This is a genomic window from Sinorhizobium fredii USDA 257, assembly GCF_000265205.3.
GTDB classification, from domain to species: Bacteria; Pseudomonadota; Alphaproteobacteria; order Rhizobiales; family Rhizobiaceae; genus Sinorhizobium; species Sinorhizobium fredii_B.
The window spans coordinates 60,344-84,659 of the sequence record NT_187163.1 but is presented as its reverse complement, the minus strand read 5'-3'; the positions used below and the strand labels follow the sequence as shown (position 1 = coordinate 84,659).

At 60.9% G+C, this 24,316-nt stretch carries 15 protein-coding genes and 2 pseudogenes; 14 read left to right on the top strand and 3 right to left on the bottom strand.

Translation table 11 applies throughout. From position 1 onward, the window contains the following. The first annotated feature begins 113 nt into the window (after positions 1–113). The gene (locus USDA257_RS30755) at positions 114–1,025 is read left to right on the top strand and encodes a hypothetical protein (RefSeq protein WP_100209357.1); all 912 of its coding nucleotides are present in this window, start codon (positions 114–116) and stop codon (positions 1,023–1,025) included. Here USDA257_RS30755 and USDA257_RS30750 read toward each other — a convergent pair. Further along, a complete protein-coding gene (locus USDA257_RS30750) occupies positions 1,008–1,985 on the bottom strand; it encodes a ribose-phosphate diphosphokinase (RefSeq protein ID WP_014857902.1) in 978 nt (325 codons plus the stop codon). The two genes, USDA257_RS30755 and USDA257_RS30750, sit on opposite strands and share 18 nt — an antisense overlap. A 615-nt stretch (positions 1,986–2,600) precedes the next feature. On the opposite strand from USDA257_RS30750, the gene USDA257_RS30745 reads away from it, so the two are divergent. The 8 genes and pseudogenes from USDA257_RS30745 to tnpC all read left to right on the top strand — a co-directional run bounded on the left by USDA257_RS30745 (position 2,601) and on the right by tnpC (position 9,390). Continuing rightward, positions 2,601–3,281 (top strand): CBS domain-containing protein, encoded by a 681-nt coding sequence (locus tag USDA257_RS30745; RefSeq protein WP_014857900.1) that lies wholly within the window; start codon positions 2,601–2,603, stop codon positions 3,279–3,281. A gap of 36 nt (positions 3,282–3,317) precedes the next feature. Continuing rightward, positions 3,318–4,265, top strand: a complete 948-nt coding sequence (locus tag USDA257_RS30740; protein WP_231698949.1) for a 1-phosphofructokinase family hexose kinase — start codon at positions 3,318–3,320, stop codon at positions 4,263–4,265. Then, positions 4,262–5,251: an ABC transporter substrate-binding protein gene (locus USDA257_RS30735; protein ID WP_014857898.1), complete on the top strand. Its 990-nt coding sequence runs from the start codon at positions 4,262–4,264 to the stop codon at positions 5,249–5,251. The genes USDA257_RS30740 and USDA257_RS30735 overlap by 4 nt, the downstream gene beginning before the upstream one ends. After that, on the top strand, positions 5,251–6,072 hold the full coding sequence (locus USDA257_RS30730) for an ABC transporter ATP-binding protein (protein WP_014857897.1): 822 nt from the start codon (positions 5,251–5,253) through the stop codon (positions 6,070–6,072). Before USDA257_RS30735 ends, USDA257_RS30730 begins: the two co-directional genes overlap by 1 nt. Continuing rightward, complete coding sequence (locus USDA257_RS30725; RefSeq protein WP_014857896.1) at positions 6,069–6,836, top strand: ABC transporter permease; 768 nt, start codon at positions 6,069–6,071, stop codon at positions 6,834–6,836. The genes USDA257_RS30730 and USDA257_RS30725 overlap by 4 nt, the downstream gene beginning before the upstream one ends. Positions 6,837–7,002: 166 nt before the next feature. After that, a complete protein-coding gene (locus tag USDA257_RS37425) occupies positions 7,003–7,260 on the top strand; it encodes a transposase (RefSeq protein WP_080579812.1) in 258 nt (85 codons plus the stop codon). A 167-nt stretch (positions 7,261–7,427) separates the two neighbouring features. Then, positions 7,428–7,751: an IS66 family insertion sequence element accessory protein TnpB gene (tnpB, locus tag USDA257_RS36380; protein WP_037456730.1), complete on the top strand. Its 324-nt coding sequence runs from the start codon at positions 7,428–7,430 to the stop codon at positions 7,749–7,751. 68 nt (positions 7,752–7,819) lie between these two features. Next, a pseudogene (gene tnpC / locus USDA257_RS30715) lies at positions 7,820–9,390 on the top strand (IS66 family transposase). Positions 9,391–9,587: 197 nt separating this feature from the next. Here the strand turns inward: tnpC and USDA257_RS30710 are convergent. Continuing rightward, on the bottom strand, positions 9,588–10,382 hold the full coding sequence (locus USDA257_RS30710) for a ZIP family metal transporter (RefSeq protein ID WP_014857892.1): 795 nt from the start codon (positions 10,380–10,382) through the stop codon (positions 9,588–9,590). A 485-nt stretch (positions 10,383–10,867) separates the two neighbouring features. After that, entirely contained in the window at positions 10,868–11,083 is a 216-nt protein-coding gene (locus tag USDA257_RS30705) for a hypothetical protein (RefSeq protein ID WP_014857891.1), read from the bottom strand. A gap of 436 nt (positions 11,084–11,519) precedes the next feature. Here USDA257_RS30705 and USDA257_RS38135 point away from each other — a divergent pair. The 5 genes and pseudogenes from USDA257_RS38135 (at position 11,520) to USDA257_RS30675 (ending at position 24,143) form a co-directional block, all read left to right on the top strand. After that, positions 11,520–13,842, top strand: a pseudogene (locus USDA257_RS38135) (Orn/Lys/Arg family decarboxylase). Between the two features lie 15 nt (positions 13,843–13,857). Continuing rightward, the gene (locus tag USDA257_RS30690) at positions 13,858–14,127 is read left to right on the top strand and encodes a hypothetical protein (protein ID WP_014857886.1); all 270 of its coding nucleotides are present in this window, start codon (positions 13,858–13,860) and stop codon (positions 14,125–14,127) included. Positions 14,128–14,152: 25 nt separating this feature from the next. After that, the gene (locus USDA257_RS30685) at positions 14,153–14,356 is read left to right on the top strand and encodes a hypothetical protein (protein WP_014857885.1); all 204 of its coding nucleotides are present in this window, start codon (positions 14,153–14,155) and stop codon (positions 14,354–14,356) included. Between the two features lie 305 nt (positions 14,357–14,661). Next, positions 14,662–15,690: a universal stress protein gene (locus USDA257_RS30680; protein ID WP_014857883.1), complete on the top strand. Its 1,029-nt coding sequence runs from the start codon at positions 14,662–14,664 to the stop codon at positions 15,688–15,690. Between the two features lie 179 nt (positions 15,691–15,869). Further along, positions 15,870–24,143, top strand: a complete 8,274-nt coding sequence (locus tag USDA257_RS30675; protein WP_223843483.1) for a GH36-type glycosyl hydrolase domain-containing protein — start codon at positions 15,870–15,872, stop codon at positions 24,141–24,143. The last annotated feature ends 173 nt before the right edge of the window (positions 24,144–24,316 follow it).

Sequence of the window (24,316 nt, the reverse complement as noted above, 5' to 3'; positions counted from 1 at the left end):
ATGACGAGACTTGTCCCGATCTCAGTGCGGCACTGGCGCAGAAGGTGCGATTCCTCTCCAACCCCGCCTCCTACCCGCAACCGCCGGACAACATCGAGACTAAGGAGACCCATATGTCCTGGGTTTTCATAGCCGACGATTGGGTGCTCAAGCTCAAGAAGCCGGTCTCGCGATCCCACCTCGATTTCAGTACCGTCGAGGCGCGGAAGTTCTTCTGCGAGGAGGAGCTTCGCCTAAACCGCCGGCTGGCACGCGAGACCTATCGCGCCGTCAAGCCGCTCTATTGTGACGATGCGGGCGCGCTGACGTTTGAGCAATCCGCGCACGTCATCGACTGGCTCGTTGAGATGCGGCGGCTGCCGGCGGACGACATGCTGGACGCCCGCATCGCTGCGAACCGGGTAAGCCCGGCCGAGATTTCCGCGATAGTCGATCGGCTTGCCCGGTTCTATATCGGCTGTTCGCCGGAGATTGCCGGTGGCGGGGCCTATATACGACACCTTCTCGAGGAACACGAAATAAACCGCGCCCTGCTGACGCGCCCCGAATTCGAGCTCTCGGGTGTGGCCGCCTTGCTCGACGGTGTCGGCGTCCGTCTGGACGAAATGCGCGGTGTCATCGAATCCCGCATCGCACGCGGAAGGATCGTCGAGGGCCACGGCGACCTGCGGCCGGAGCATGTCTGCCTGGTCACCCCACCGCAGATTATCGATTGTCTCGAATTCAACCGCTCGATGCGGATCATCGATCCCTACGACGAAATCAGCTACCTGGCGCTCGAATGCGAGGTGCTGGGGGCCGATTGGATAAGGCCTCTGCTCTTGTCTGCACTGGAAAGGGAGCTTGGCGATCGTCCCGACGACCGCTTGCTTGCGCTTTATGGCCGCTTTCGCGCCTTGCTGCGGGCAAGGCTGTGCCTGGTTCATCTCCTGGAGCATCCGGTCCGGGAACCGAAGAAATGGCGTCCTTTGGCGCTTGCCTATCTGACACAAGCCCGGCGGCATCCGTCAGTCATCGTCGCCTAGAAGCTCCGTAATCGAGCCGCCGAAGGCGAGCCGACGAATGGCTTCAGCAACAAGCGGCGCACTCGGGACCACCTCGACGCACGATCGCAAGCGTTGTTCAGGCAACCGGAATGGCGCAATGGAGTCCGTTACGATCGTCCCGTCGACCGCGGGATGGGCGAGCATTGCTTCGGCGCCCTTGCTGAAAAGGCCGTGCGTCGCCATCGCATAGACCGCCTTGGCGCCGCGCTGCCGGCAGGCTTCCGCTGCTCTCAGCATGGTGCCGCCGGTGCTGATCATGTCGTCGAGGATGAAGACCGTCGCGTCTTCCACCTCTCCCGCAAAGAGCTCGCCCGAAACGACGCCACGGCTGCGGCGCTTCTCCATGAAGCCGAATCCTGCAGGGGCGCCAGAGAGGCGCTCATAGGCCTCCTTCAGAAGCTGGGCCCGCTTGATGCCGCCGCCATCCGGGGACAAGATCGCGACCGGCCCGCCTGCAGCTTTTCGGGCAATCACGTCGGCGAATAGCTCCTTTGCACTCAGATGAATCGTGCGGCAGCGGAAGGCGTTCTGGAAAGCGGCAATGTTATGCACGTCAAGCGTCATCACCTGATCGGTGCCTGCTGCTTCGAAAAGCTGCGCCACGTAGCGCGTGGTCACCGGATCCCGCGCCTTGGTTTGCCGGTCCTTGCGTGCATAGGCGAGATAAGGAACGACGGCCGTCACGCGTGAAGCGCCTCCTTCGCGACAGCAAGCGATGAAAAACAGCAATTTGCAAAGCTTATCGTTGACAGACTCCCGGGCACTTCCATTCAGTTGCTGCAGGACGTAGACATCCTCGCCACGCACGCTGACAAGCGGTCTGGCCTTGTGCTCACCATCCTCGAAATCGCGTTCCTCGTGTTCGTCGATCGGCACACCGAGAGCGAAAGCAAGCTTTCCGCCAAAAACCCGTGATGCATTCAGTGCAAAGATGCGCATTGGGGCATCCTAAAGGGCAACTGCACTCGTTCCTTGATGCTGATCGAAGGGCCGCACATGCCCCCTCGCGGCACTTTGTAGCGAAGTGAGTTGTTCAGCCTTGGAGGTGGCGATCGACGATTGCTCGTGCCTTTGTAAGCGCTTCCTCCTGAGTATCTGCCAAGACGTGGTCAGGGTCAGTTGGGAGGGAGCGCGGGCCGGGTATTATGTGCACTCGCCATCCCGAAGCATAGTGACTGGCCTCCAAACCGTAGCCGCGATAGTCGCTATGGTGACTTGCAATCAACTGTGACATGTGAAACCCCATCTGTCTCCATTCGTCAAATGTCGTATTACCTGGAATAGCCTGCATTGACGCAAATCAAGGATGTGGGTGAGGTCCAGGTGTGCGTTGCGGCCTTCACGATCGCGCCAGCAGAGTGCTGCGGGTCTCCCACGGAGCACACAAGACGCGGACCAGACTGAGGTGAGCACGGCCTGACGCACCAAGCTGCACGGTTGTAGCGGCGCGGGGCAGTATGGCGGCCCTGCCGCTCCCCTTATTGACCGAAGTCAATCTACGCAGTCGACAAGTGAGCTATGTTTCAGGCACCATATTTTCATGGGGAGCCTCAGATGAAAGCCGCGGACATCATGACCCGGAGGGTCATCGCCATAAGTCCCGAGCATAGCGTAAAGCATGCCGCGTGCGTAATGCTGGAAAACCACATCAGCGGCCTGCCGGTCCTTGACGACAATGAAAGTCTTGTCGGTATTCTGACTGAGGGAGATCTGTTGCGGCGCGCAGAATTGGGACCCGCCGCGTGGCGGGGTACGGGCAGCACGCACGAAGAGGCGCCGGAGATTTTCATCAAGGGAAACAGCTGGCGTGTTGGTGATGTCATGACGCCAGGTGTCGTGACGGTGGATGAAGACACTCCGGTTGACCGTATTGCTGCAGCTATGAAGACGCACGACATCAAACGTGTCCCTGTTGTACGCGCCGGCCAGATGGTGGGCATCGTCAGCCGCGGCGATATTCTGCGGGTGATCGCTGCGGCAGTGCCTGACATAACGGCTGCGGGCGACGAGGCCACGCGACGCGCTGTCCTGGCGAGGCCTTGTTCCGACGTCGGGCTCGACAAGGCGGCTATCGACGTGACCATCGAGGATGGCACAGTTTGCCTATGGGGGGAGGTCGCCAGTGAGGTCCAGCGCGAGGCGGCTCGCGTTGCCGCAGAAGCCGTGAGCGGCGTTGGGCGCGTCAGGAACAAGCTGCGTGTCGGAGCGGGCGCGAGCTTATCAGAACGATCTTGAAGCACCTCGGTGGAGTGAACCATGCCTATCCTTGCAGTGGCTCTCAACCCCACCATCGACGTATGGAGTCAGGCTGAGCGGGTGCGTCCGACCGTTAAGATCCGTACGCACAGCGAGCGGCAACGACCGGGCGGCGGCGGCGTCAATGTCGCACGCGTCATCGCCGAGCTCGGCGGCGAGCCGGAGCTCCTCGTCCTCGCGGGCGGAGCGACTGGAGCCATGCTTAGAGAGGCCCTTGCGACATCAGCCATTCGAACTCACGCCGTGCAGATAGCAGGGCTGACGCGAATTTCCTTTATGGTTCGGGAAGAGGAAACGGGGCTCGAATATCGCTTCGTTCCCGAAGGGCCGGAAGTCGCGCCGGGCGACATCGCGAAGGCGCTTGCGATCGTTGAGAGGTTCAGGGGCGACTTCGTGGTGGCCAGCGGGAGTCTGCCGCGCAACGCTCCCGAAGACATCTATGCTGACATTGGCCGCATAGCCGCGAAAACCGGCGCCAGGTTCATTCTCGACTGCCCGGGGGCGACATTGCGCAGCACCTTGGGCAAGGCACCGGTTTTCCTCGTCAAACCGAGCATTGAAGAGTTGGAAACACTGGCCGGCCGGCGTCTGGACGAGAATGGGGTCGCGCAAGCCGCATCGGCTTTGGTGAAGGAAACTGCAGCAGAGTTCGTTGCAGTCACTATGGGCCGCGAGGGTGCCCTCTTGGCTGGAGCCTTCGGCGTTTTACGCGTCCCGTCTAAGCACGTCGTCGCCAAGTCCACCGTGGGTGCCGGCGACAGCTTCATTGGCGCGCTCACTTGGTTGCTGGCGGAAGGCAGGTCAATTGAGGAGGCGTTCCGGTTTGGTGTCGCCGCGGGAGCAGCCGCCGTCATCGCATCCGGAACCGAGCTGTGCCGGCGCAACGACGTCTTTAAGATTTACAACGGGACCGAACCGCCTCCAGGCGTGCCGTCGACGTCCATCGAAAGCTCCGGTCCATGAACGAGTTTCTGTCCAGAGTGCGGCGGCTGTTTGTGACGATGATTGCGGTCGGACTCTGTGCGTTTGGAACGACTGCCGTTCGGGCGCAAGATCTTAGGATTCGGATTGGCCATTTCCCGAACGTGACACATGCGCAGGCGCTGGTTGCCAGAAACTTCGAACGGCAGGGCCGGAATTGGTACGCCGATCGGCTCGGTCCGAAGATCAAGGTCGAATGGTATGCCTATAATGCCGGTCCGAGTGCCATGGAAGCGATCTTTGCCGAGAGCATTGACCTCACCTACGTCGGACCGAATCCGGCCATTAATGCCTATGCCCGTTCGGGAGGACGAGAGATCCGCATCGTCGCCGGCTCGGTCAACGGTGGTTCTGCGCTTGTCGTGCAGCCGGATGAAAGCTTTGCGAGTGCGGCGGATTTCCGCGGTAAGCGGATCGCAACTCCCCAATTCGGAAATACTCAGGACGTCGCAGCACGCGCCTGGCTCTTGGCGGGAGGCTTGCGGATAACACAGGCAGGCGGGGACGCCCAGGTTGTTCCGACTGCCAATCCGGAGCAACTGTCACTTTTCAAAACCGGACAGCTCGATGCCGTCTGGACTGTCGAACCCTGGGTTTCGCGGCTCGAAATGGAGGCGGGTGGAAGAATCCTCGTTGAAGAAAAGAATGCAATCACGACGGTGCTCGTTGCGCGCGCAGCGTTTCTTGCGAAGCATCGCGACCTCGTTCGACGCTTCGTTGAGGCACATCGCGACCTCAGCGATTGGATCAAGCATCACCCGTTGGACGCGCAGCGGATGATCCGCGACGAACTAAAGGCGTCGTTTCGCGTCAGCATGTCGCCGGAGCTCATTGCGCGCGCATGGGCGCGCATGTCGGTTACCAGCGAGATTTCACGCTCCGCATTGCAGACCTTCGTCACCAAGGCTCAGCAGGTCGGCTTCCTGCGGGAAATGCCGGAGCTTTCGAGACTGATCGAGGTGCCCTGATGCTCGATCAAGTCACCAACCCTTCGACATCGGCTCCGGTTGCCACGGCAACGAGCAAGCTCGTCGTCGAGGGGGTGTCAAAGTGGTTCCGCACGCCGCGAGCAACCATACATGCACTCGACAATGTCTCGATGCAGGTTGCGGCCGGCGAAGTCGTCTGTGTCGTTGGCCCGAGCGGCTGCGGAAAGTCGAGCCTCCTCGACATCATAGCCGGGTTGAGCAAGCCCGATGCCGGTCATGTGCTTGCCGACGGTCTGCCGGTGACCGGCCCGGGTCGGCAGCGTCTGGTCGTGTTCCAGGAGCCGTCGCTGTTTCCCTGGCTCAACGTTTTCGGCAACGTCATGTTCGGCCTGAGGCTTTGCCCCGAGCTCAGCAACGGCGAACGGCGCGAGATCGCGCACCAATATCTCGCCTTGGTCGGCCTCGAAAAATTTGAAGGCGCGCACGTGCATGAACTATCGGGTGGAATGAAGCAGCGGGTAGCCCTGGCGCGGGCGCTGGCCCCCGATCCGCAGGTGCTGCTGATGGACGAACCCTTTGGCGCACTCGATGCGATGACCCGCGAGCACCTTTACGACGATATCCAGCGCATCTGGAGCGACAGCCGCAAGACCGTTGTGTTCGTCACGCACAATATGCGCGAGGCGGCCTGCCTGGGAGATCGCGTGCTATTGATGTCGAAGGCGCCGGGGAGGATCGTCCAGCACTTCGAGATTCCGCTGCCGCGCCCGCGAAGCATCTACGATGTGGAACTCATTGGACACGCCGGACGCGTTGCTGATGCGCTTCGCGGCACAATCGGCGGCGGGGTGACGGAATGAGGCGTTTCGCGATCGTGTCGGGCTTCGTGGTCATGCTACTGGTCGCCTGGGAGTTGGCGTCTGAGAGCGGGCGTTGGTCACCGGTGCTCTTTCCCTCTGTCTTGAGCGTCGCCCGGTATCTCTGGGGTGCCATGCTGGATGGCACGCTTTCTGAAGCGATCAGGGTTACCATGCAGCGGCTTCTGGTTGGCTATGCAATCGGCGTTGCGATCGGCCTGCCTCTCGGCGTACTCACGAGTTCCTCGCAGATCCTGGAAGACACAATCGGCTCTCTCGCACTTGGTCTGCAGACACTACCGAGCGTCTGTTGGGTGCCCTTCGCCGTACTTTGGTTCGGGCAAACAGAGGGTGCGATGCTCTTCGTCGTCGTGATGGGGACCGTATGGTCGGTGATCATCGCGACCAACCATGGCGCGCGCACGATCCCGCCGATCTATGCCCGTGCGGCACGCACCATGGGGTCGCGAGGAATCCATCTCTGGACCATGGTGATGTTGCCGGCTTCCTTGCCGTTCCTGGTTAGCGGCATGAAGCAGGGTTGGGCATTCGCCTGGCGATCGCTGATGGCGGCGGAGATTTTCGTCACGATCCTTACAGGTTTTGGCCTCGGCCAATTGCTCCATTACGGCCGCGAATTGAACGCGATGGACCAGGTGATCGGCGCCATGGTGGTCATCGTGCTGATCGGCCTCCTGGCGGATCGAATTCTCTTTGCGCCCTGGGAGCGCTTCCTCCATCGCCGCTGGGGCACGAACGTCAGGTGAAGGGCTTATCGGAACGTGCTCTCATATCTTATCGCTGTTGACGAAGTGCGCCGCCCTGCGGCTTTGGCTGGGCCAAATTGAAGCTCGCCCACGAAGGTTGTTTTGTAACCGGTGTTTAGCCCCCACGTTGCACTGTCTGGCGTGATCTGTGATCGGCTTTCCATGGATGATCGAAGGGAGTTTCTCCATGGAGACTTGGAGGTTCTCACGAGCGGCAAGGCCGGGCGTGAGGGGCATCGCCACTGGCCGGATGAGGTCAAGGCGCGGGATCGTGTCGGAGAGTCTGCGGCCGGACGTGACGGTGAACGAGGTGGCGGAGCGGTATGGGCTGAAGCCGAACCATCTATCGTCTTGGCGACGATGGCGCGGCAGGGCAAGCTGGTTTTGCCCGCGCCGGAGGATGCGGTTGAATTCGCGGCGATGATTGTCGAGACGACTGTGGCCGCGCCGGCGGTTAAGGAAGTTCCGTGCCCCGAGATCATCGTCGGTCCTGTCACGATCCGCCTGGAGGAAGGCGCATCTGTGGCCCGGATCGTGGCCATTGCGCGTGCATTGGCGGCCTCGGCAAGACCTTTCCGTCAAACCCGGATCATGGTGGCGACAAAGCCAGTGGACTTTCGCAAGGGCCATGACGGGTTGGCGGCGCTGGTGAAGAACGAGCTGCGCAAAGACCCGTTCACCGGAACGGTCTTCGTGTTCCGGTCACGCAAGGCGGACCGGTTGAAGCTGATCTATTGGGATGGCAGCGGTGTGGTGATGGCCTACAAGCGGCTCGAAGAACACACCTTCACCTGGCCTGGTATCAAGGATGGCTTGATGACATTGAGCCATGCGCAGTTCGAAGCCTTGTTTGCGGGCCTGGATTGGCGTCGCGTTCGCGCCGTCGAGGCCAGAGCGCCGGAAGCGATCGAATAGCTGCGGCACGATGACTCGGGTGGCGGATTCCAAAGGCAAAGTGGGGTGAGATTTGATAGACCCTGCGCATGCTTGGTGCCGCCGATCTTCCTGACGATATTGCCGCCCTGAAGGCGATGCTAATCGCGGCGGAGGCGCGTGAAGTTCGCAAGGACGAGCGGATCGAACGGCTGGAAAAACTTGTTGCAGCATTCAAGCAGGCGGCCTTCGGGCGCAAATCCGAGAAGAGCGATCCCGACCAATTTGATCTGGCGCTGGAGGATTTGGAAACCGCCATCGCGGCGATCCACGCCGAGGACGAAGCCGATGCTCCTTCTGGCAAACGTTCCTCCAAACCACGAGCGACCAATCGGGGTTCGCTTCCCGTTCATCTTCCCTGTGTCGAAGAAATCATCGAGCCGGAAAGCCTGATCTGCGTCTGCGGCGGCTGCCTGCATTGCATCGGTGAGGATGTGTCGGAGAGGCTGGACGTGATCCCGGCGCAGTTCCGCGTCATCGTCACCCGCCGCCCAAAATATGCGTGCCGCGCCTGCACGGACGGCGTCGTTCAGGCCCCCGCTTCGGCTCGGCTGATCCAGGGCGGGTTTGCCGACGGAGGCCATGGTCGCGCATGTACTGGTCGCCAAATACGCCGATCATCTTCCTCTGTATCGGCAGGCGCAGATCATGAGCCGCCAGGGTATAGACCTCGACCGCTCCACCCCTCGACCGCTCCACCCTTGCCGACTGGGTCGGCCGGGCAGCCTATGAGTTGCGTCCCGTCTTCGATGCCCTGATCACCGACCTGAAGCGCTCGACCAAGCTCTTCATGGACGAGACCCATGCTCCAGTGCTTGATCCCGGCTCCCGTAAAACCAAAACTGGATACTTCTGGGCCTTGGCACGTGATGATCGCCCATGGAATGGGAATGCTCCACCCGGTGTCGCCTTCACCTATGCGCCAGGTCGCGGGGGACTGCATGCCGAACGGATATTGCAGGGCTTCTCAGGCGTTCTGCAGGTCGACGGCTATGCCGGATACAATCGCCTTGTCGCACCGGACCGTATCGGTCCCGACATCAGGCTAGCCTATTGCTGGGCACACGCGCGTCGCAAGTTGGTGGAGATCACCCGCACTGGACCCACGCCGATTGCCGAGGAAGGCGTAAAGCGGATTGGTGAACTTTACCGGATCGAGGCCGATCTGCGCGGGCTTGATGCGGATACTCGCCTGGTTGCGAGACAGGAGCGTTCAAAACCGCTGATCGCGGACATGAAAACATGGCTCGCACATCACCGTGCCCGCGTTGCTGCCAAATCACCGCTGGGCGAGACTCTGAAATACATCGCCAAATACTGGGACGGCTTGCGCCTCTTCCTGACCGACGGCCGCATCGAACTCGACAACAACAGCGTCGAAAGAACCATCCGGCCGATAGCCCTCAATCGCAAGAACGCACTCTTTGCGGGGCACGATGCCGGAGCCGAAAACTGGGCGACCATCGCCTCGCTCGTCGAAACCTGCAAGCTCAATGACGTCGATCCGCTGGCCTACTTGACCAGCACGCTCACCGCCGTCGTCAACGGCCATAAGCAGAGCCGGATCGATGACCGTGGGATCATCGGGTCTTATGTCGCAAGAGTCACCAATGACTGCTGACGGCCCGAAGGGGCGGCAGGCGTCGTCGCAAGTCAGTTCGTGCAGTCAGTCGATCACTGGATTGCGCTTGGTCGTCTCGGAGCGGCAGGCATTCATATGCTCTAGGTGGCGACACAATAGTGTGCGGCATCCGACCCCGCGCAAGAGGTAAGCCGTGACCGTCCGCAAAGAGTAAACCTCCAATATTTTCCCCGCAATCATCGGTTTGTTAGCGCGAATATCAACAAGAACCCCGCGGCCACGGCCAGTGCGGCAGACTGCTGGTATTGTGTCTTTGCTGACCTGGGCAAAAGATCTGCGATTGTGAGATAAAACATACCCCCTGCGCCGAATGCCAAGAGAACCCCCAGCATTCTCGGAGCGATGTCGCTCAGAAAGGTCCATCCAACGGTAGCAGACGAGAACAGGGCTAAGCCGATCAGCCAAGTCCAGATATATATCGATCGAGACGCATTCTCCCCCTCGTCTGCCCGGATGATTTCAGCGATGCTCATCCCCTCGACGACGTTGTCCAGCATGATAGCTACCCCGATCATGACACCTAGATTTGGATCAGCGGCCAGACCGACCCCGATGCTTAACCCCTCGATCAGTTCCTCAATTGCGGTGCTGCCAGCAAGGAGGGTAACTTTGGATCCCCGCGCTCGTTGGATACGATGCAGGCGAGAAAGCTTGTGCCATTCGTCGGATTCGTGCCCCGCGATGAATCCGTGATTGATGTACAGGTCGAAGATATAAACTGTCAGAAAGCCGACAACGAAACCGGCGATGGTTGGGATCTTACCAGCGGCAGCTCCAGCCGTGGGTATCATTTCGAAGGTAAAAGTGCCCAATAGCACGCCAGCAGCCATGCCTACCGAGATCGACAAAAATAGCGTCCCGATCTTGCCATGTGATCCCAGCCAACCACCTACCGGCGACGCAATGGCAGCCCCACTGGCCAACAATAAAAAGGCAAAGTTGCCTTCGACCATGTGCCGCGCCCCGAACATAAGTACTCTTCCCCCATGGGATGGAGTATCTCTGCGTCTGTGAAGCAAAATGGTCGCTGTTGAAGGGAGTTACGCAGCTTTAATGAGCACGCGTAGTGCCTGTTTCGTTAAATCAACTCGTGACCATAGGTGATCCGCTTGATGATAATATATATCTGAGGCGTCCGCTTTCGGCTACTGACACGGAAGGCGATCAACGGCCAGCACCGGGAGTTCGACGCCTGAACGGACGACTTCCGCTGCTGGCGCAAAGTTGCCATAGCGCTCCATGGCCCGTGGCATTTGATACCGAATCCCGGAATTATCTCGCCCAGGTGTGAGTGGCACACCGCTTACGTTGTTTTCCCGGCATGGCGGAGGTTAGCCACTCAGGCGGCGCTCAAGGAGTTTGTGCGACGATTGGACCAAACCCCAACCACAGCGAACTTGATTTGCCGCAAAGGCCGACGCGGCAGAATCCTTCTCTGATTTGACCTGCGATCTGTCTACTTCCAGCATCCCGCGTCGGTAAGCTCGTTGCTGCAACCATCTTTGCCAGTCAACTTGCGAATGCGCTGCACTGCTGCGCGTTGCCGATCTTCCGTCTCGGCAATCTGAAAGGTCTGGCCGTGTGCGACCGGTCGAAGATCAGGTTGTCCGAACCGCCGATATAGCAGCAGGCTCGATTCTTCGTACTTAGACTCTCTGTCATCAAACAACATAGATAGCCTCCCGGACAACGCAGTTTGGAACAGCACGTCGTTGCGACGGCCGGCCTGCTAACGCGCCTCGACTAATCGCGACCATCGACAACATTAGGCAATCGCGGCTCAAAAAAGTCTTTGACGGCGGTCAAATATTTGGGTCTTGCGCCCAAATCCTGGCATGGCGAATTCGCCCAGCGCACAACCGTGGCCCCGATCCTTGAACTCAAGGACGAGCCGCCGCACGATGGCGCCTCGTGTGAGCGGCAGCAGGGTGTCAGGTTCGGGCTGAATGGGAGATGTTTTGCAAGCATCGCCCCCGACAGTCCAAAAAGCCCTCCCGTCCAAAGCGATCAGTTTTGATCGGGATCAACAAAACAACGGAGAGGTGTGTCTATAGTTTTGATGGTGCAGCCCGCGCAAACAGACGCCGATAGTTCGGGAGCGTGGCACTATGGAATTTTACAAGGCATTCCCTATCGTCGTCATCGACGAAGATTATGAAGGCAAGAACGCGGCGGGGCGGGGAATGCGGAGCCTCGCGCAGGCGATCGAAGGGGAAGGCTTTCGTGTCGTCGGCGGGGTCACCTACGAGGACGCTCGCCGCCTCGTCAATGTCTTCAATACTGAGTGTTGCTGGGTGATCTCAGTAGACGGCGTGGAAGACAGCACAACCCGATGGCAGATTCTCGCCGAGGTGCTCGCCGCAAAAAGATCGAGGAACGACCGGTTGCCGATCTTCCTTTTCGGTGACGGGACGACAGCTGAGATGGTGCCAGCGAACGTATTGCACCACGCCGATGCCTTCATGCGTCTCTTCGAAGATTCTGCCGAGTTTATGGCGCGCGCTATCGTGAGCCACGCACGGAATTACCTCGAGCGTCTGCCGCCTCCGATGTTCAAGGCATTGATGGAATACACGCTTCACGCCGCCTATTCATGGCATACACCCGGGCACGGCGGAGGCGTTGCCTTTCGCAAGAGTCCGGTCGGTCAGCTGTTCTATACGTTCTTCGGCGAGAATACGCTGAGGTCGGATATTTCCGTTTCCGTTGGCAGTCTTGGCTCCTTGCTCGATCATACTGGCCCCATTGCCGAGGGGGAGAGAAACGCCACCCGGATATTCGGCGCGGATCAAACTTTCTTCGTGGTCGGCGGTACATCGGCTGCCAACAAGATCGTCTGGCACGGCACTGTAAGCCGGGGCGACCTGGTTCTCTGTGACCGCAACTGCCATAAATCCATCCTGCACGCGCTCATCATGACGGGTGCGGTACCGATCTACCTGACGCCGTCGCGTAACGGTCTTGGCATCATCGGGCCGATCGCCCAGGATCAGTTCACGCCTGAAGCCATTGCTCAGAAGATTGCAGCCAGCCCGTTCGCCGGGAAGGCGAATGGCAAGGTGCGCCTAATGGTGGTGACCAACTCCACCTACGATGGTCTCTGCTACAACGTCGACGGAATAAAAGAATCTCTTGGCGATACAGTGGATGTCCTGCATTTCGATGAGGCCTGGTATGCCTATGCCAATTTTCACGAGTTCTATGATGGCTACCACGCGATCTCCTCGTCACGTCCCTCACGGTCGCCGCATGCGATAACCGTCGCCACACAATCGACGCACAAGTTCCTGGCGGCCTTCTCGCAGGCGTCGATGATTCATGTGCAGCACGCCGAGACGAAGCAGCTCGATATCGGCGCTTCAACGAGGCGTTCATGATGCACACTTCGACCTCTCCGCAGTACGGCATCATCGCTTCCTGTGACGTCGCCGCAGCGATGATGGAGCAGCCCGCTGGGCGCGCCCTGGTGCAGGAGACCATCGACGAGGCGATGAGTTTCCGCAGAGCCATGAACAACGTCAGGAAACAGATGGAGGATTCCTGGTGGTTCCGGGTCTGGGAGCCGTCCATTGCGGATGAGACGCCAAGCGACACGAGGGCGGAGTGGCTGCTGAAGCCAGGCGACAGCTGGCACGGCTTCGAAGGGGTTGCCGAGAACCACGTGATGGTCGATCCGATCAAGGTCACGATCCTTTCGCCTGGACTGACAGCTGGCGGCACAATGGACGAGCACGGCATTCCCGCTGCTGTCGTGACAAAATTTCTCTCCTCCCGCCGGATCGAAATCGAGAAGACGGGCCTCTACTCATTTCTGGTCCTCTTCTCCATGGGAGTAACCCGGGGCAAGTGGAGCACGCTCATCACCGAGCTTCTGAACTTCAAGGATCTATACGATGCCAATGCGCCTCTGACACGCGTGCTTCCCGACCTTGTGACGGGACATACGGAGGCATACGGGACGCTCGGCCTCAAAGATCTCTGCCGGCAGATTCACGAGGTGTACCGCAAAGACGACGTGCCCCGGGCCGAGCGCGAAATGTACGCGGTTTTGCCCGACGTGATCTTGCGGCCGGCGGATGCCTATAACGAGCTGGTCAAGGGACGTGTGGAAAGCGTCGACATCGATGAGTTGATGGGGCGGACGCTGGCGGTGATGATCGCGCCGTACCCGCCGGGCATTCCGCTCATCATGCCGGGCGAACGGATCACGAGGGCAACGAAGTCGATCCAGGATTATCTCGTATACGCCCGTGAATTCGACCAAAATTCCCAGGCTTTGAGACTGACATCCATGGGATCCGTTTCGTAAGAGAACCAGGCGAAAGGCGGTACCTTGTGGATTGTCTTAAGGAGAACACAGCAGATGTCACCGCCTGCCCATCGCAGTCGCCTTCGCAGCAGCTAAAGGTGGTTTCACGAGTCGACCAATAAACCGCGGATGTAACCATGTACGATGTTTCATCAACCGCAGCTGTTATTGAGCTTCGTGCGCTCCTGGCAGTTGATGCGCAGATTGATCTCTACAGCGGTAAGCAACTCGTGCTGCGGGCGACGAGCCGCATCGCCAATAGGCAAAGGGCCGTGTTGTATGTCGACTATCTCGAAGCGGTTCTCTTGCGCTTCGCGATCGCTGCCAATCGCACCGATTTCGAGGTCTCGCGAAAGATCGGAAATACGCTGCTCGACGCGATTGAGGCGTCACCCAGGCTGAGTTGAGCAGAATGTTGGCCGGAGACGGACCATGGCACACGAAATTTGGATTGAACAGATCGGTGGCGGCACGAAGACCCTGATCAAGCTGCCGGAGAGCTTCTCTTCCGACCCCTATGTCCTCGCTGATGAGATGCGGCGGATTTGCCAGCAGGCCTACGAAATGGGCCGTATGGACGAGATCGAAGCCGTACAGGAGCTCATCCGCAGCAGGAAGAAGGCCATGACCCCCTGAGGGCCGTAACTAGCGCGGTTGCTCATAAGCTCCCGCGCCGGAACAAAAGGGTGCATCCGCAGTGTTTCGCAAATGGGCATTGCAGCCGCGTGATGGAGGAAGAGGTCAGTCGTGGCGATTCAACCGAACTTTCGGACGCTGTACGAGCGGCATGGGTGATCATGAGGAATTGATAATAGGCGCAATGCGACAGGCTATCCTGGCCCTAATGACTGACAAGTATCCGTTGCCGATCCTCGCAGTCGGGACTCGCGGCTCGCAGTGGCCGCGAACCTAGCGCCTCGCACGGGAGAAGGGAGGTGACCATGCCGGCATCTATCACTGAAACAGGCGGTGACGCAAACCATCGTCGCAGCGCGTCGGAACATCCGGCCAGTCCTGTCGACGGCGGAGTCGTAGCCTGCTTGGATACGTCATGGCTTTCGCACAAGGTCATTCCGCATGCGGCAGCCATTGCACACGCCCTTCATGCCTCACTCACGCTGCTTCATGTCCTGGAAGTGGCGCCCAAGACCGATGTTCCCCTGGATCCATTTGAATGGGACGTTCGGCGCCGCTCGGCCCATGACTACATCAGGCGGTTGGCAAGCGAACGAGGCGACGAAACCTTCCACATCGATACGATCGTCGTCGAGGGACAGCCGGCTGAACAGATCTGTCTTTGGGCACGCAACCAAAAGGTAGGTCTGATAGCGGTGGGCACACATGGAGATAGCGGAGCGGCCGACTGGGCATTGGGCGAGACGGCCCGCAAACTGGTCGAGACGTGTTCAGGCGCACTTCTGCTTGTCCCATCTTCGGTTTCCGATGCGGATGTCGTGCATTACCGGCGCCTGCTTGTGCCACTCGACGGCTCATCTCGAGCGGAAAGCGTTCTTGCCCTCGCAACGCGTCTTGCCAGGGAACAAGACGCCGAGCTGCTACTGACCCACATCATTCCCGTTCCCGAACTGACGGAGATTGGTCCCCTCGAGGTCGAGGACATCAAGCTGAAGGATGCGGTGATCCGCCGAAACGAGCGGGTTGCACGTCAATATCTCGAGCGCATCCGCGCCCGCATTGCGGAACAAGGCCTTGCCGTCAATGTGATTCTCCGCGATGGGGACGTTCGCGGCAGCCTTTCTCGCCTTGCCGTCGAGGAGGCGGCGGATCTTGTCATCATGTCCGCGCACGGTCGCGGCGATCGTGCTGATGTCTCGTGCGGCAGCATTGCATCCTTTCTGGTGACGCATACGGCGACGCCGCTGCTGATTGTGCTGCGCGGTTCGGGGGCCGGTAGCAGTGCTTCTACAGAAAAATCAGATGGGCGGCCTCCTGGTCGTGCGGTGCTATGAGCGCACAAGTTGAGTTCTCCGAATCGGACACTCTCACGTTAGCCGCGCGGCAATTGCAAAAGCGGCACGCAACATCCAGACTGAAACCTCGGCCGATTGCACCTTGGTCGGAGCTGTATCGAATAGAGGGATGGCTCCAGCGGGCGCGGACTGCCGCGTCTGACCCCCCGTCGGGGGCTGTGAGGGCCGCCGAGTGGCTGCTCGACAACGACTACCAGGTTCAGCGCGCGGTGCTGCAGATCGAACCGGACTTGCCGGTAGGGTTTTACGAGCGGCTGCCGAGCCTGGAGGATTCTGGGAGTGAAGGCGTGCCGCGTATCTTTGCGATCGGCTATGGCCTCCTCCAGGCATCGCACCTCCAGCTTTCGCTGACGACGGTGGTCAGGTTCATTCGGTCTTACCAGGAAGGTACCCCGCTGACGATCGCGGAATTGTGGGCGCTTCCGACGATGTTGCGGCTTGCCTGCCTGGAAATCCTCGCCTGTCGCTGCGCGAGGCTCTTTCCGGATCTGAAGCCTCCATTCGCACCGACGCAGCTTGTGGCGCTACTTGACCGTTTCGACGATACCGAATGCATATCGCGAGCGCTGGCCAATCTCGGCGTGATCTCGTCCATACAGTGGAAGGACTTTTTTGACCGGGCCAGTTCTGTCGAGGCGATTCTGCGCGATGAACCGGCTAGAGCTTACCAATTGATGGATTTCGATTCCCGCGACCGCTACCGCAAAGCGGTTGAGGAAATCGCCGCATGCGCCGGCCGGCCAGAGATGGAAATCGCGGAGTGCGCCGTCTTTCGGGCGCGCCAGGCGAAAGGTTCTCCGCATGATCACGTCGGCTACTGGCTGGTTGGCGAAGGGCGCGGTGAATTCGAGACCCTGATTGGCCTGCGTCGTCCGCGGTTAACCGTCTGCAGCCATTGGCTCCGTCGCCACGCCGGGGTACTTTACGCCGCTGCACTGATTGCGGCCACAGCCACCGCGCTGCTCGTTCCAGCGACGTATCTCTCGGTTGTTGGGGCGGGGTCAGGCGGATGGATCCTCGGCATCGCCCTCACGCTGTTGCCGGCTTCAGTCCTTGGGGTCGCCGCCGTGCACGGGATCCTTGCACTGGTCGTCCGTCCCCAGGGACTGCCGAAGCTGGATTTTGAAAAGGCGATCCCGGCCGATTGCGCCACGGCAGTGGTTGTTCCCGTCATCCTTCATGGCGCCGACGAAGTTCCGCATGTGATGGAGCGGCTGGAACGGCATTGGCTGTCCAACCGTGATCGATCGTTGCGCTTCGTGGTTCTCAGCGACCTTTCCGATGCCCCGGCCGGGTATATGCCGGGTGACCAGGAGACGGAACAGGTGCTGTTGGCGGGCATTCAAAGGCTCAACAGCCGGTACGGACAGACACGTGACGGTCCCTTCCATCTTTTGCATCGCCCGCGGCGCTTCAACCCCTCGGAAGGTCGCTGGATGGGGTGGGAGCGCAAGCGCGGCAAGCTTGAAGCGCTCAACCGCCTCATTCTCGACGGTGACACAGGCGGATTTTCCCTGCGCGAAGGTAATGCAGCCGAGCTTGGCCGGACTCGTTTCGTCGTGACCGTCGATGCCGATACGGTCCTTCCGCCCGGTTCCGTATCCCGTCTCGTCGGGGCGCTTGCCCATCCGCTGAACAGCGCCCGCTTCGATGAACGGACTGGCCGAGTTCGAGCCGGCTACACGGTCCTGCAGCCGCGTGTCGAGATCTCGCCTGAAAACGGCAACCGGTCTCTCTTCGCACGCCTCTATGCCGGCAACACCGCAATCGATATTTACACGCGGGCGGTGTCCGACGTGTATCAGGATCTCTTCGGTTCCGGCATGTATACAGGCAAGGGGATCTACGAGGTCGCTCCCTTCCATCGCAGCCTCGATGGACGGGTGCCCGAGAACGCCCTTCTCAGCCATGATCTCTTCGAGGGCATTCAAGGGCGCGCAGCACTCGCAAGCGACATCGTGCTCTATGAGGATTTTCCCATCAGCTATGTCGAATATGCCCGCCGTTGGCATCGCTGGGTCCGCGGTGACTGGCAGCTGCTGCCCTGGCTTGCAAGACGGGTACCCGGCGCCGGCGGCAAGTGGCGCAAGAATCCCTTGACCCTCCTTGACCGTTGGAAGGTATTCGACAATCTGCAGCGCAGCCTCGTTCCGCCCTCCCTCTTGCTGCTCTCAGCAGCCGGCTGGTTGGGCCTGCCAGGCGAACCGTGGGTGTGGATGGCATTCGCTGTGGCCACCCCGGGATGCCACTTTCTTACCGATTTGCTGACGGCCGTTGGCCGTAGCCGGTATCGCGAGGCCGTGCGGGGGGCGTTCCATCAATTGAGCGATCCCGCGGGACGTTGGCTGCTTGCCGTCGTCTTTTTGGCGAACGATGCGATCGTGGCGCTAGATGCCGTCGCAAGGACGTTCTGGCGATTGATCGTGTCGCGCAGGCATCTTCTCGAATGGACATCGGCTGCGCAACTGGCAAACGCCGTCAACAGCCGCAGTCCTCGTGCCGCAGCATGGCGATATATGTGGCCCGCTTCGGCTTTATCCGCGGCTGCAGCTTCCGCCGTCGCCTTGCTCAATCCATCGGTCCTCCTGCCTGCGGCCCCCCTGCTGCTGCTGTGGTTCGCCGCGCCGGAGATCGCCGCCTGGCTCAGCCGTCCTCGTGATTGGCGCACGGAGGAGCTTGGTCGGGACGACCTCGCGTTTCTGCGCCAGTTGGCTCGGCGCACCTGGCTCTTTTTCGAAACCTTTGTCGGTCCCGCCGACAACTGGCTGCCGCCGGACAATGTCCAGATGGAGCCTTATGCCATCGCTCACCGCACGTCACCCACCAATATCGGCATGATGTTCCTTTCCTCCCTCGCCGCCTGGGACCTCGGCTATGTGGGATCGACGGATCTCGCGGTGCGTATCCGAAATGGCCTCGACACGCTCGACCGGCTCGAACGCTATCGTGGCCACCTCCTCAACTGGTACGACACGCAGCGCCTGAAGCCGCTTGAGCCGCGCTATGTCTCGACGGTCGACAGCGGCAACCTCGCCGTATCCCTGCTGGCGCTCAAGGAGGGGTGTCGAGAGGCGGCCTGTGCTCCGGCAGTAGGGCCCGGGCGATGGGACGGTCTTGCCGACACGCTCGGCGCGCTGGCAGAAGCGACGGAACGTTTTCCGGAAAAGCCGAGCAACGAGCTTCGAGCCTGTCTGGCTGCGATGATGGAACGCATCGACCATGCCCGCAGCCACGTCTCGGTGACATCTTCCGTGTTGACAGAGATTTGCGAACGGACTTTCCCCGAACTCGAAGCCGCAATCGCGGGCATCGTTGCGCAGCCAGCGGAGCCGCAACCGGAGACATTGCATGATATCCAGAGCTGGCTCGGGCGCACCCGTCACCACCTTTCAAGCATGAAGCGGGATATCGAGACGCTGGCTCCGTGGATTCCCCTCATCGAAACACCTGCTCCGGGCTGCGAAGGCCTGGCACATGATATTGCGGAACTGATAGCGGTCCCTGTTTCGATATCGGATGTCGAGACCCGCTGCGCCAGCGCACATGCGGTGCTGGAGGCAGCGATGCCGTCGGCGGCGGCAGCAGCACAATGGCTCGCCAAGGTCGATGCGGCCCTGAAAGCGGGTGCCCAGGCGCAGGCAGCGCTCCGCAGGGAATTGCTGGATGTCTCGCAGAGGTCCGGCGCAATGGCATTCGCGATGGACTTCAGGTCGCTGTACGACGTGGAGGCCCGGCTGTTCCGCATCGGTTACAACGTCAGTACCGATCGGATCGATCCCTCCCACTACGATCTGCTCGCCAGCGAGGCCCGCCTGGCGAGCTTCTTTGCGATTGCCAAGGGCGATGTCGCCTTCGAGCACTGGTTCCATCTCGGACGGCTAACGGTTCGGGCGAAATCAGGGCTCTCCCTGGTCTCCTGGGGCGGGTCGATGTTCGAGTATCTTATGCCGGGCCTTCTTCTTCGGAGCGGTATCAAGACGCTGATTGGCCAGAGCGAACGCGCAGCGGTCGATGCGCAGCGCCGTTATGCCGACCAAAGGGGAATTCCCTGGGGGACGTCGGAATCGGCCTTTGCCTCGCGGGACGCAAATCACAATTACCGCTATAGCGGTTTCGGGATAGCCGAGCTTGGCTTGCGGCGCGGACTTTCGCGCGATCTCGTCGTCGCCCCCTATGCAACAGCGCTCGCACTGCCGATCGCGGCCAAAGCGGCCGTCAGGAACCTGCGCGCGTTGGCGCGCCTCGGGCTCGCCGGAAGCTACGGCCTCTTCGAAGCGGCCGACTTCACGCCCGAGCGCGTTGCGAGAGGCGTCTGCTTATCGCCAGTCCGCGCCTATATGGCGCACCACCAGGGCATGACGCTGGCGGCGCTCGACAATGCGCTATGCGATGAGGCTCTCATCCGTCGGTTCCATGCCGACCCGCGCGTCCGGGCGGTCGAGCTCCTCGTTCACGAGCGGGTACCTTGGGAGACGCCCCCTTCGGTCCGCACGCTCGAAAAGCGCCGGGTATCACCGAAGCGGCGGACGAGCATACCGGCCCCGCAACCCTGGAAACCGCGTTCGGCAGAAGCCTTTCCGCAAATGCATGCGCTCGGAAATGGGCGATTGGCGAGCTGGATCACCGAGGCTGGGGGCGGACGTTTGAGCTGGCACGATCATGCACTGACGCGCTGGCTACCCGATGCCACCCGCGACAACCACGGACTCTGGATGTACGTCCGCGATGAGGAGGACGGGTCTGTCTGGTCCGTCGGACGGCAACCGACCGGCGTGGCGCCAGATGATGCACGCGTCATGTTCCATCCCCATATGGCAGAGTTCCATCGCCATGACCATGGCGTCGGCATCAGTATGGAGGTCGGCGTCGTTCCCGGCGATGACCTGGAAATCCGGCGCATGCGCGTGGTCAATGAGGGCGAGCGGCCAAGGCGCCTTCGCTTTACCAGCTACGGTGAGGTGGTGCTTGCCCCGCCCCTTGAGGACGAGCGCCATCCCTGTTTCAGCAAATTATTCGTCGGGAGCGAGCACCTGCCCGCCTTGAACGGGCTGCTTTTCTCGCGCCGTCGCCGTCATCCGCAAGAAAATCCGCCGGTGCTTCTCCACTGGGTCGTTCTTGACGAAGCCGGCGTCGAAATCGCCGGTTTCGAGACCGACCGCCGGCATTTCCTGGGGCGCCAGGGCGATGCCAGGCGTCCTTATGCCGTAAAAGTGGGGCTTTCAAGGACGGCAGGCTGGACGCTTGACCCGGTGATGGCCCTTCAGGTGCAGGTCGCACTGGAGCCGCACGAGCGGCGTCAGTTCGCCTTCCTGACTATGGCCGACGGATCGCGGGAAACGCTCCTCACCACGGCCCAGCGATATGCGACGCTTGCCTCTGTCGACTGGGCGCTCAACGATGCGGCGGCGGAAGCCGCGCGCGAGGCGCAGCAGCTCGGGCTCGATGGGGCTTGGCTGCCCGACCTGCAGGTGCTCGCTTCGTTGCTCGTCTATCGGCATCACGCGCTACGTGCTGCTCCGGAAGTGCTTGCCACAAACAAGCTCGGCCAGCCGCGGCTGTGGGCTCTCGGCATCTCTGGCGATCATCCGGTCCTGCTTGTTCATGCGGGCGATCCCAAAGAGATGGATCTCCTGCACACGCTTGTCGCAGGACATCAGCTCTGGCGCAGGCGCGGAATTCACGTCGATCTTGTAGTCTTACGCGGCGGTGCGACCGGCTATCTGGAGCCGTTCAGGGAACGACTTACCACTCTCCTGCAGGACATGAGCGCGCTTGAACTTCTTGGCCGCAACGGCGGAATCCATTTGATCCTCGCCGATGAGGTGAACGACGAGGAAAGGCGCCTTGTCGAAGCCAGTGCGCAGGCCATTCTCGATGCTTCGAAGGGCCCACTCGCTCGGCAGATCGCTTCCGCGACGGAGTCGCGCCCGCGGCCGCCGCGCCTTGAACCGACTGGACGTCGCGAACCGGTCGAGACAGCGGCAATCCTGCCCCATCCCGCCGATCTTGTTTTTGACAACGGTCTCGGTGGCATTACTGGTGACGGCCGTGAATACGTTATTCACCTCCAGCCGGGTGAGAAGACACCGGCGCCATGGTGCAATGTGCTTGCAAACGAGCGCTTCGGCACAATCGTCAGCGAGACCGGTCTCGGATTCACCTGGGCAATCAACAGCGGCGAAAATCGGCTGACCCCCTGGACCAATGATCCAGTTGCGGATCCACCAAGTGAGGCGCTCTATCTCAGGGATGAGGAGACCGCCGAGATTTGGACGCCGACGCCAAGCCCGGCGGGAGAAGGGGCGGCCTGTGAGATTCGCCATGGCGCGGGCTATACGGTCTGGCGGCGCGTGGATTGCGGAGTGGAGCAGGAGCTTCTTGTCTTCGTGCCTCCGGATGATCCAGCCAAGATCGTGCGGCTCAAGCTTCGCAATCCCGGCATTCGAACGCGGCGGATCACCGCCACCTATTATGCCGAGTGGCTGCTCGGTTCGCTCAGCGGCAAGGCACGATCCTTCGTCGTGTGCGAGTACAATCCCGCCTGCCACGCGCTGCTTGCGCGCAATCCTTGGAATCCCGATTTTTGCGAGCGCGTGGCGTTCCTGACCTCGACCCGTCCCCCTCATAGCCTGACCACGGATCGCCGGGACTTTCTGGGCCGCGAGGGCAATCTCAGGGCCCCGACGGGGCTCAAGCGCTGGGATCTCGGCGGGCGGGTCGAGGCGGGCGCGGACCCTTGCGCCGCGTTTCAGGTCCATCTCGATATCGGCGCCGGCGACGGGACCGAGGTCGTTTTCGTGCTCGGACAGGGAGACGATCAGGCCCATGCAGTCGAACTTGCGCGTCGTTGGCAGGAGCCGGGGCGCGCGGATCACGCTTTCGAGGAACTTGCTCAACACTGGGACAGGCGGCTCAGCGCCGTTCAGGTCAAGACGCCTGACCCCGCCTTCGACCTGATGGTAAACCGCTGGCTTCTCTACCAGACCCTGGCTTCTCGCATCCTTGCGCGCGCCGGCTTCTACCAGGCGGGCGGCGGCATCGGCTTCCGTGATCAGCTACAGGATGTGCTCGCGTTGTTCCACGCTGAGCCGGAGCGGGTGCGGGCTCACATCCTCACTGCTGCTGCGCGTCAATTCGAGGAAGGCGACGTGCTTCACTGGTGGCACCCGCCTAATGGCCGCGGGGTTCGCACGCGCTGCTCCGACGACCTGCTGTGGCTGCCCTATGTTGCGGGCTGCTATGTCGAGGCGACCGGTGACGCTTCGATCCTGCACGAAAAGGTCCCATTCTTGCGTGCGGTGCCGCTCACGCCCGAGGAAGAGGATCGCTACGCACGCTTCGACATGGTTTCGGAGCCGCGCTCGCTTTTCGAGCATTGCGAACGGGCCCTGGCCCGCGGCGTGACGCAGGGCGCCCATGGCCTCCCGCTGATCGGAACTGGCGATTGGAATGACGGGATGAACCGCGTCGGGCGCAAGGGTCGGGGAGAAAGCGTCTGGCTTGCGTGGTTCGCCGTCGCCACGATCAAGCGATTTGTAGCGCTATCTCTGCGTATGGGACGCGACGACTTGGCCGGGCTCTGGCGTGATCGCGTCGGACAGCTCGAGCAGGCCATCGAGGCGATCGCATGGGACGGGAAGTGGTATGTACGCGCCTTCGACGATGATGGGCTTCCGATTGGCTCGGCGCGCGCCAAGGAGTGCCGCATCGACTCGATTGCCCAGTCCTGGGCCGTTCTCGCGAGCGACGGCATTTCCGAGCGAGGCAAAACAGCCGTCGAGAACGCTGTTCGGGAGCTCATTCGTGAGGACCAGCGACTTATCCGACTCCTTTGGCCACCCTTCGATGCCACGCCTCAGGATCTTGGCTATATCAAGGCTTATCCGCCGGGCGTCAGGGAAAATGGAGGGCAATACACGCACGCTGCCGCATGGCTCGGACACGCCTTTGCCCGCCTCGGCGACGGTGACCAGGCGGCGCATATTTTTGATCTGCTCAATCCGATCCGCAATGCATCCACTCGGACCGACATGGAACACTATCGTGTGGAGCCATACGTGGTGGCGGCCGATATCGCGAGTGTCGCTCCTCACACAGGTTGCGGCGGCTGGACCTGGTACACGGGGTCTGCCGCCTGGATCTTGCGGCTCGGCGTCGAGGCGATCCTCGGCCTCAGGCTGCACGAAGGGAACCTTCTCATCGACCCTTGTCTGCCGAAGCACTGGGGTTCGTTTGAGGCTGAAATCAAGGGCCCGAAGGGCAGTCTTGCAATCCGCGTCGAGGATCCGGAGCGGATCGGCAAGGGCCAGATTGAGGTGGAAGTTGATGGGATCCGACACATGGACATTATCGTGGCGCTTCCAACCGATGGCTCGACGCATCGGGTCCGGGTGCGCCTTCGGAAAAAAGCCTCTACGGCGGCGAAGTCCTAAGGCATACTAAAGTGCGGTGTCGGGCTATCGAATTGTGGTGCGATGGAAACGTCTCCAAGAGTTGCCGGAGCAAGCAGCGGCGACCGGATGGTCGCGTCTCAGCGTGGCTTGGCGCGACAATGTTCGGCCCCCTCGGCTGCCTTTGCTCAATCGCTCTTTTGAAAGCGGTAGCC

Excerpts from the sequence above, each read along its gene's own strand:
- USDA257_RS30750 (WP_014857902.1), bottom strand. The coding sequence starts at position 1,985 with ATGCGCATCTTTGCACTGAATGCATCACGGGTTTTTGGCGGAAAGCTT.
- USDA257_RS30730 (WP_014857897.1), top strand. The coding sequence starts at position 5,251 with ATGCTCGATCAAGTCACCAACCCTTCGACATCGGCTCCGGTTGCCACG.
- USDA257_RS30680 (WP_014857883.1), top strand. The coding sequence starts at position 14,662 with ATGCCGGCATCTATCACTGAAACAGGCGGTGACGCAAACCATCGTCGC.
- USDA257_RS30745 (WP_014857900.1), top strand. The coding sequence starts at position 2,601 with ATGAAAGCCGCGGACATCATGACCCGGAGGGTCATCGCCATAAGTCCC.
- tnpB (WP_037456730.1), top strand. The coding sequence starts at position 7,428 with ATGGTGGCGACAAAGCCAGTGGACTTTCGCAAGGGCCATGACGGGTTG.
- USDA257_RS37425 (WP_080579812.1), top strand. The coding sequence starts at position 7,003 with ATGATCGAAGGGAGTTTCTCCATGGAGACTTGGAGGTTCTCACGAGCG.
- USDA257_RS30690 (WP_014857886.1), top strand. The coding sequence starts at position 13,858 with ATGTACGATGTTTCATCAACCGCAGCTGTTATTGAGCTTCGTGCGCTC.
- USDA257_RS30755 (WP_100209357.1), top strand. The coding sequence starts at position 114 with ATGTCCTGGGTTTTCATAGCCGACGATTGGGTGCTCAAGCTCAAGAAG.
- USDA257_RS30685 (WP_014857885.1), top strand. The coding sequence starts at position 14,153 with ATGGCACACGAAATTTGGATTGAACAGATCGGTGGCGGCACGAAGACC.
- USDA257_RS30735 (WP_014857898.1), top strand. The coding sequence starts at position 4,262 with ATGAACGAGTTTCTGTCCAGAGTGCGGCGGCTGTTTGTGACGATGATT.
- USDA257_RS30725 (WP_014857896.1), top strand. The coding sequence starts at position 6,069 with ATGAGGCGTTTCGCGATCGTGTCGGGCTTCGTGGTCATGCTACTGGTC.
- USDA257_RS30710 (WP_014857892.1), bottom strand. The coding sequence starts at position 10,382 with ATGTTCGGGGCGCGGCACATGGTCGAAGGCAACTTTGCCTTTTTATTG.
- USDA257_RS30705 (WP_014857891.1), bottom strand. The coding sequence starts at position 11,083 with ATGTTGTTTGATGACAGAGAGTCTAAGTACGAAGAATCGAGCCTGCTG.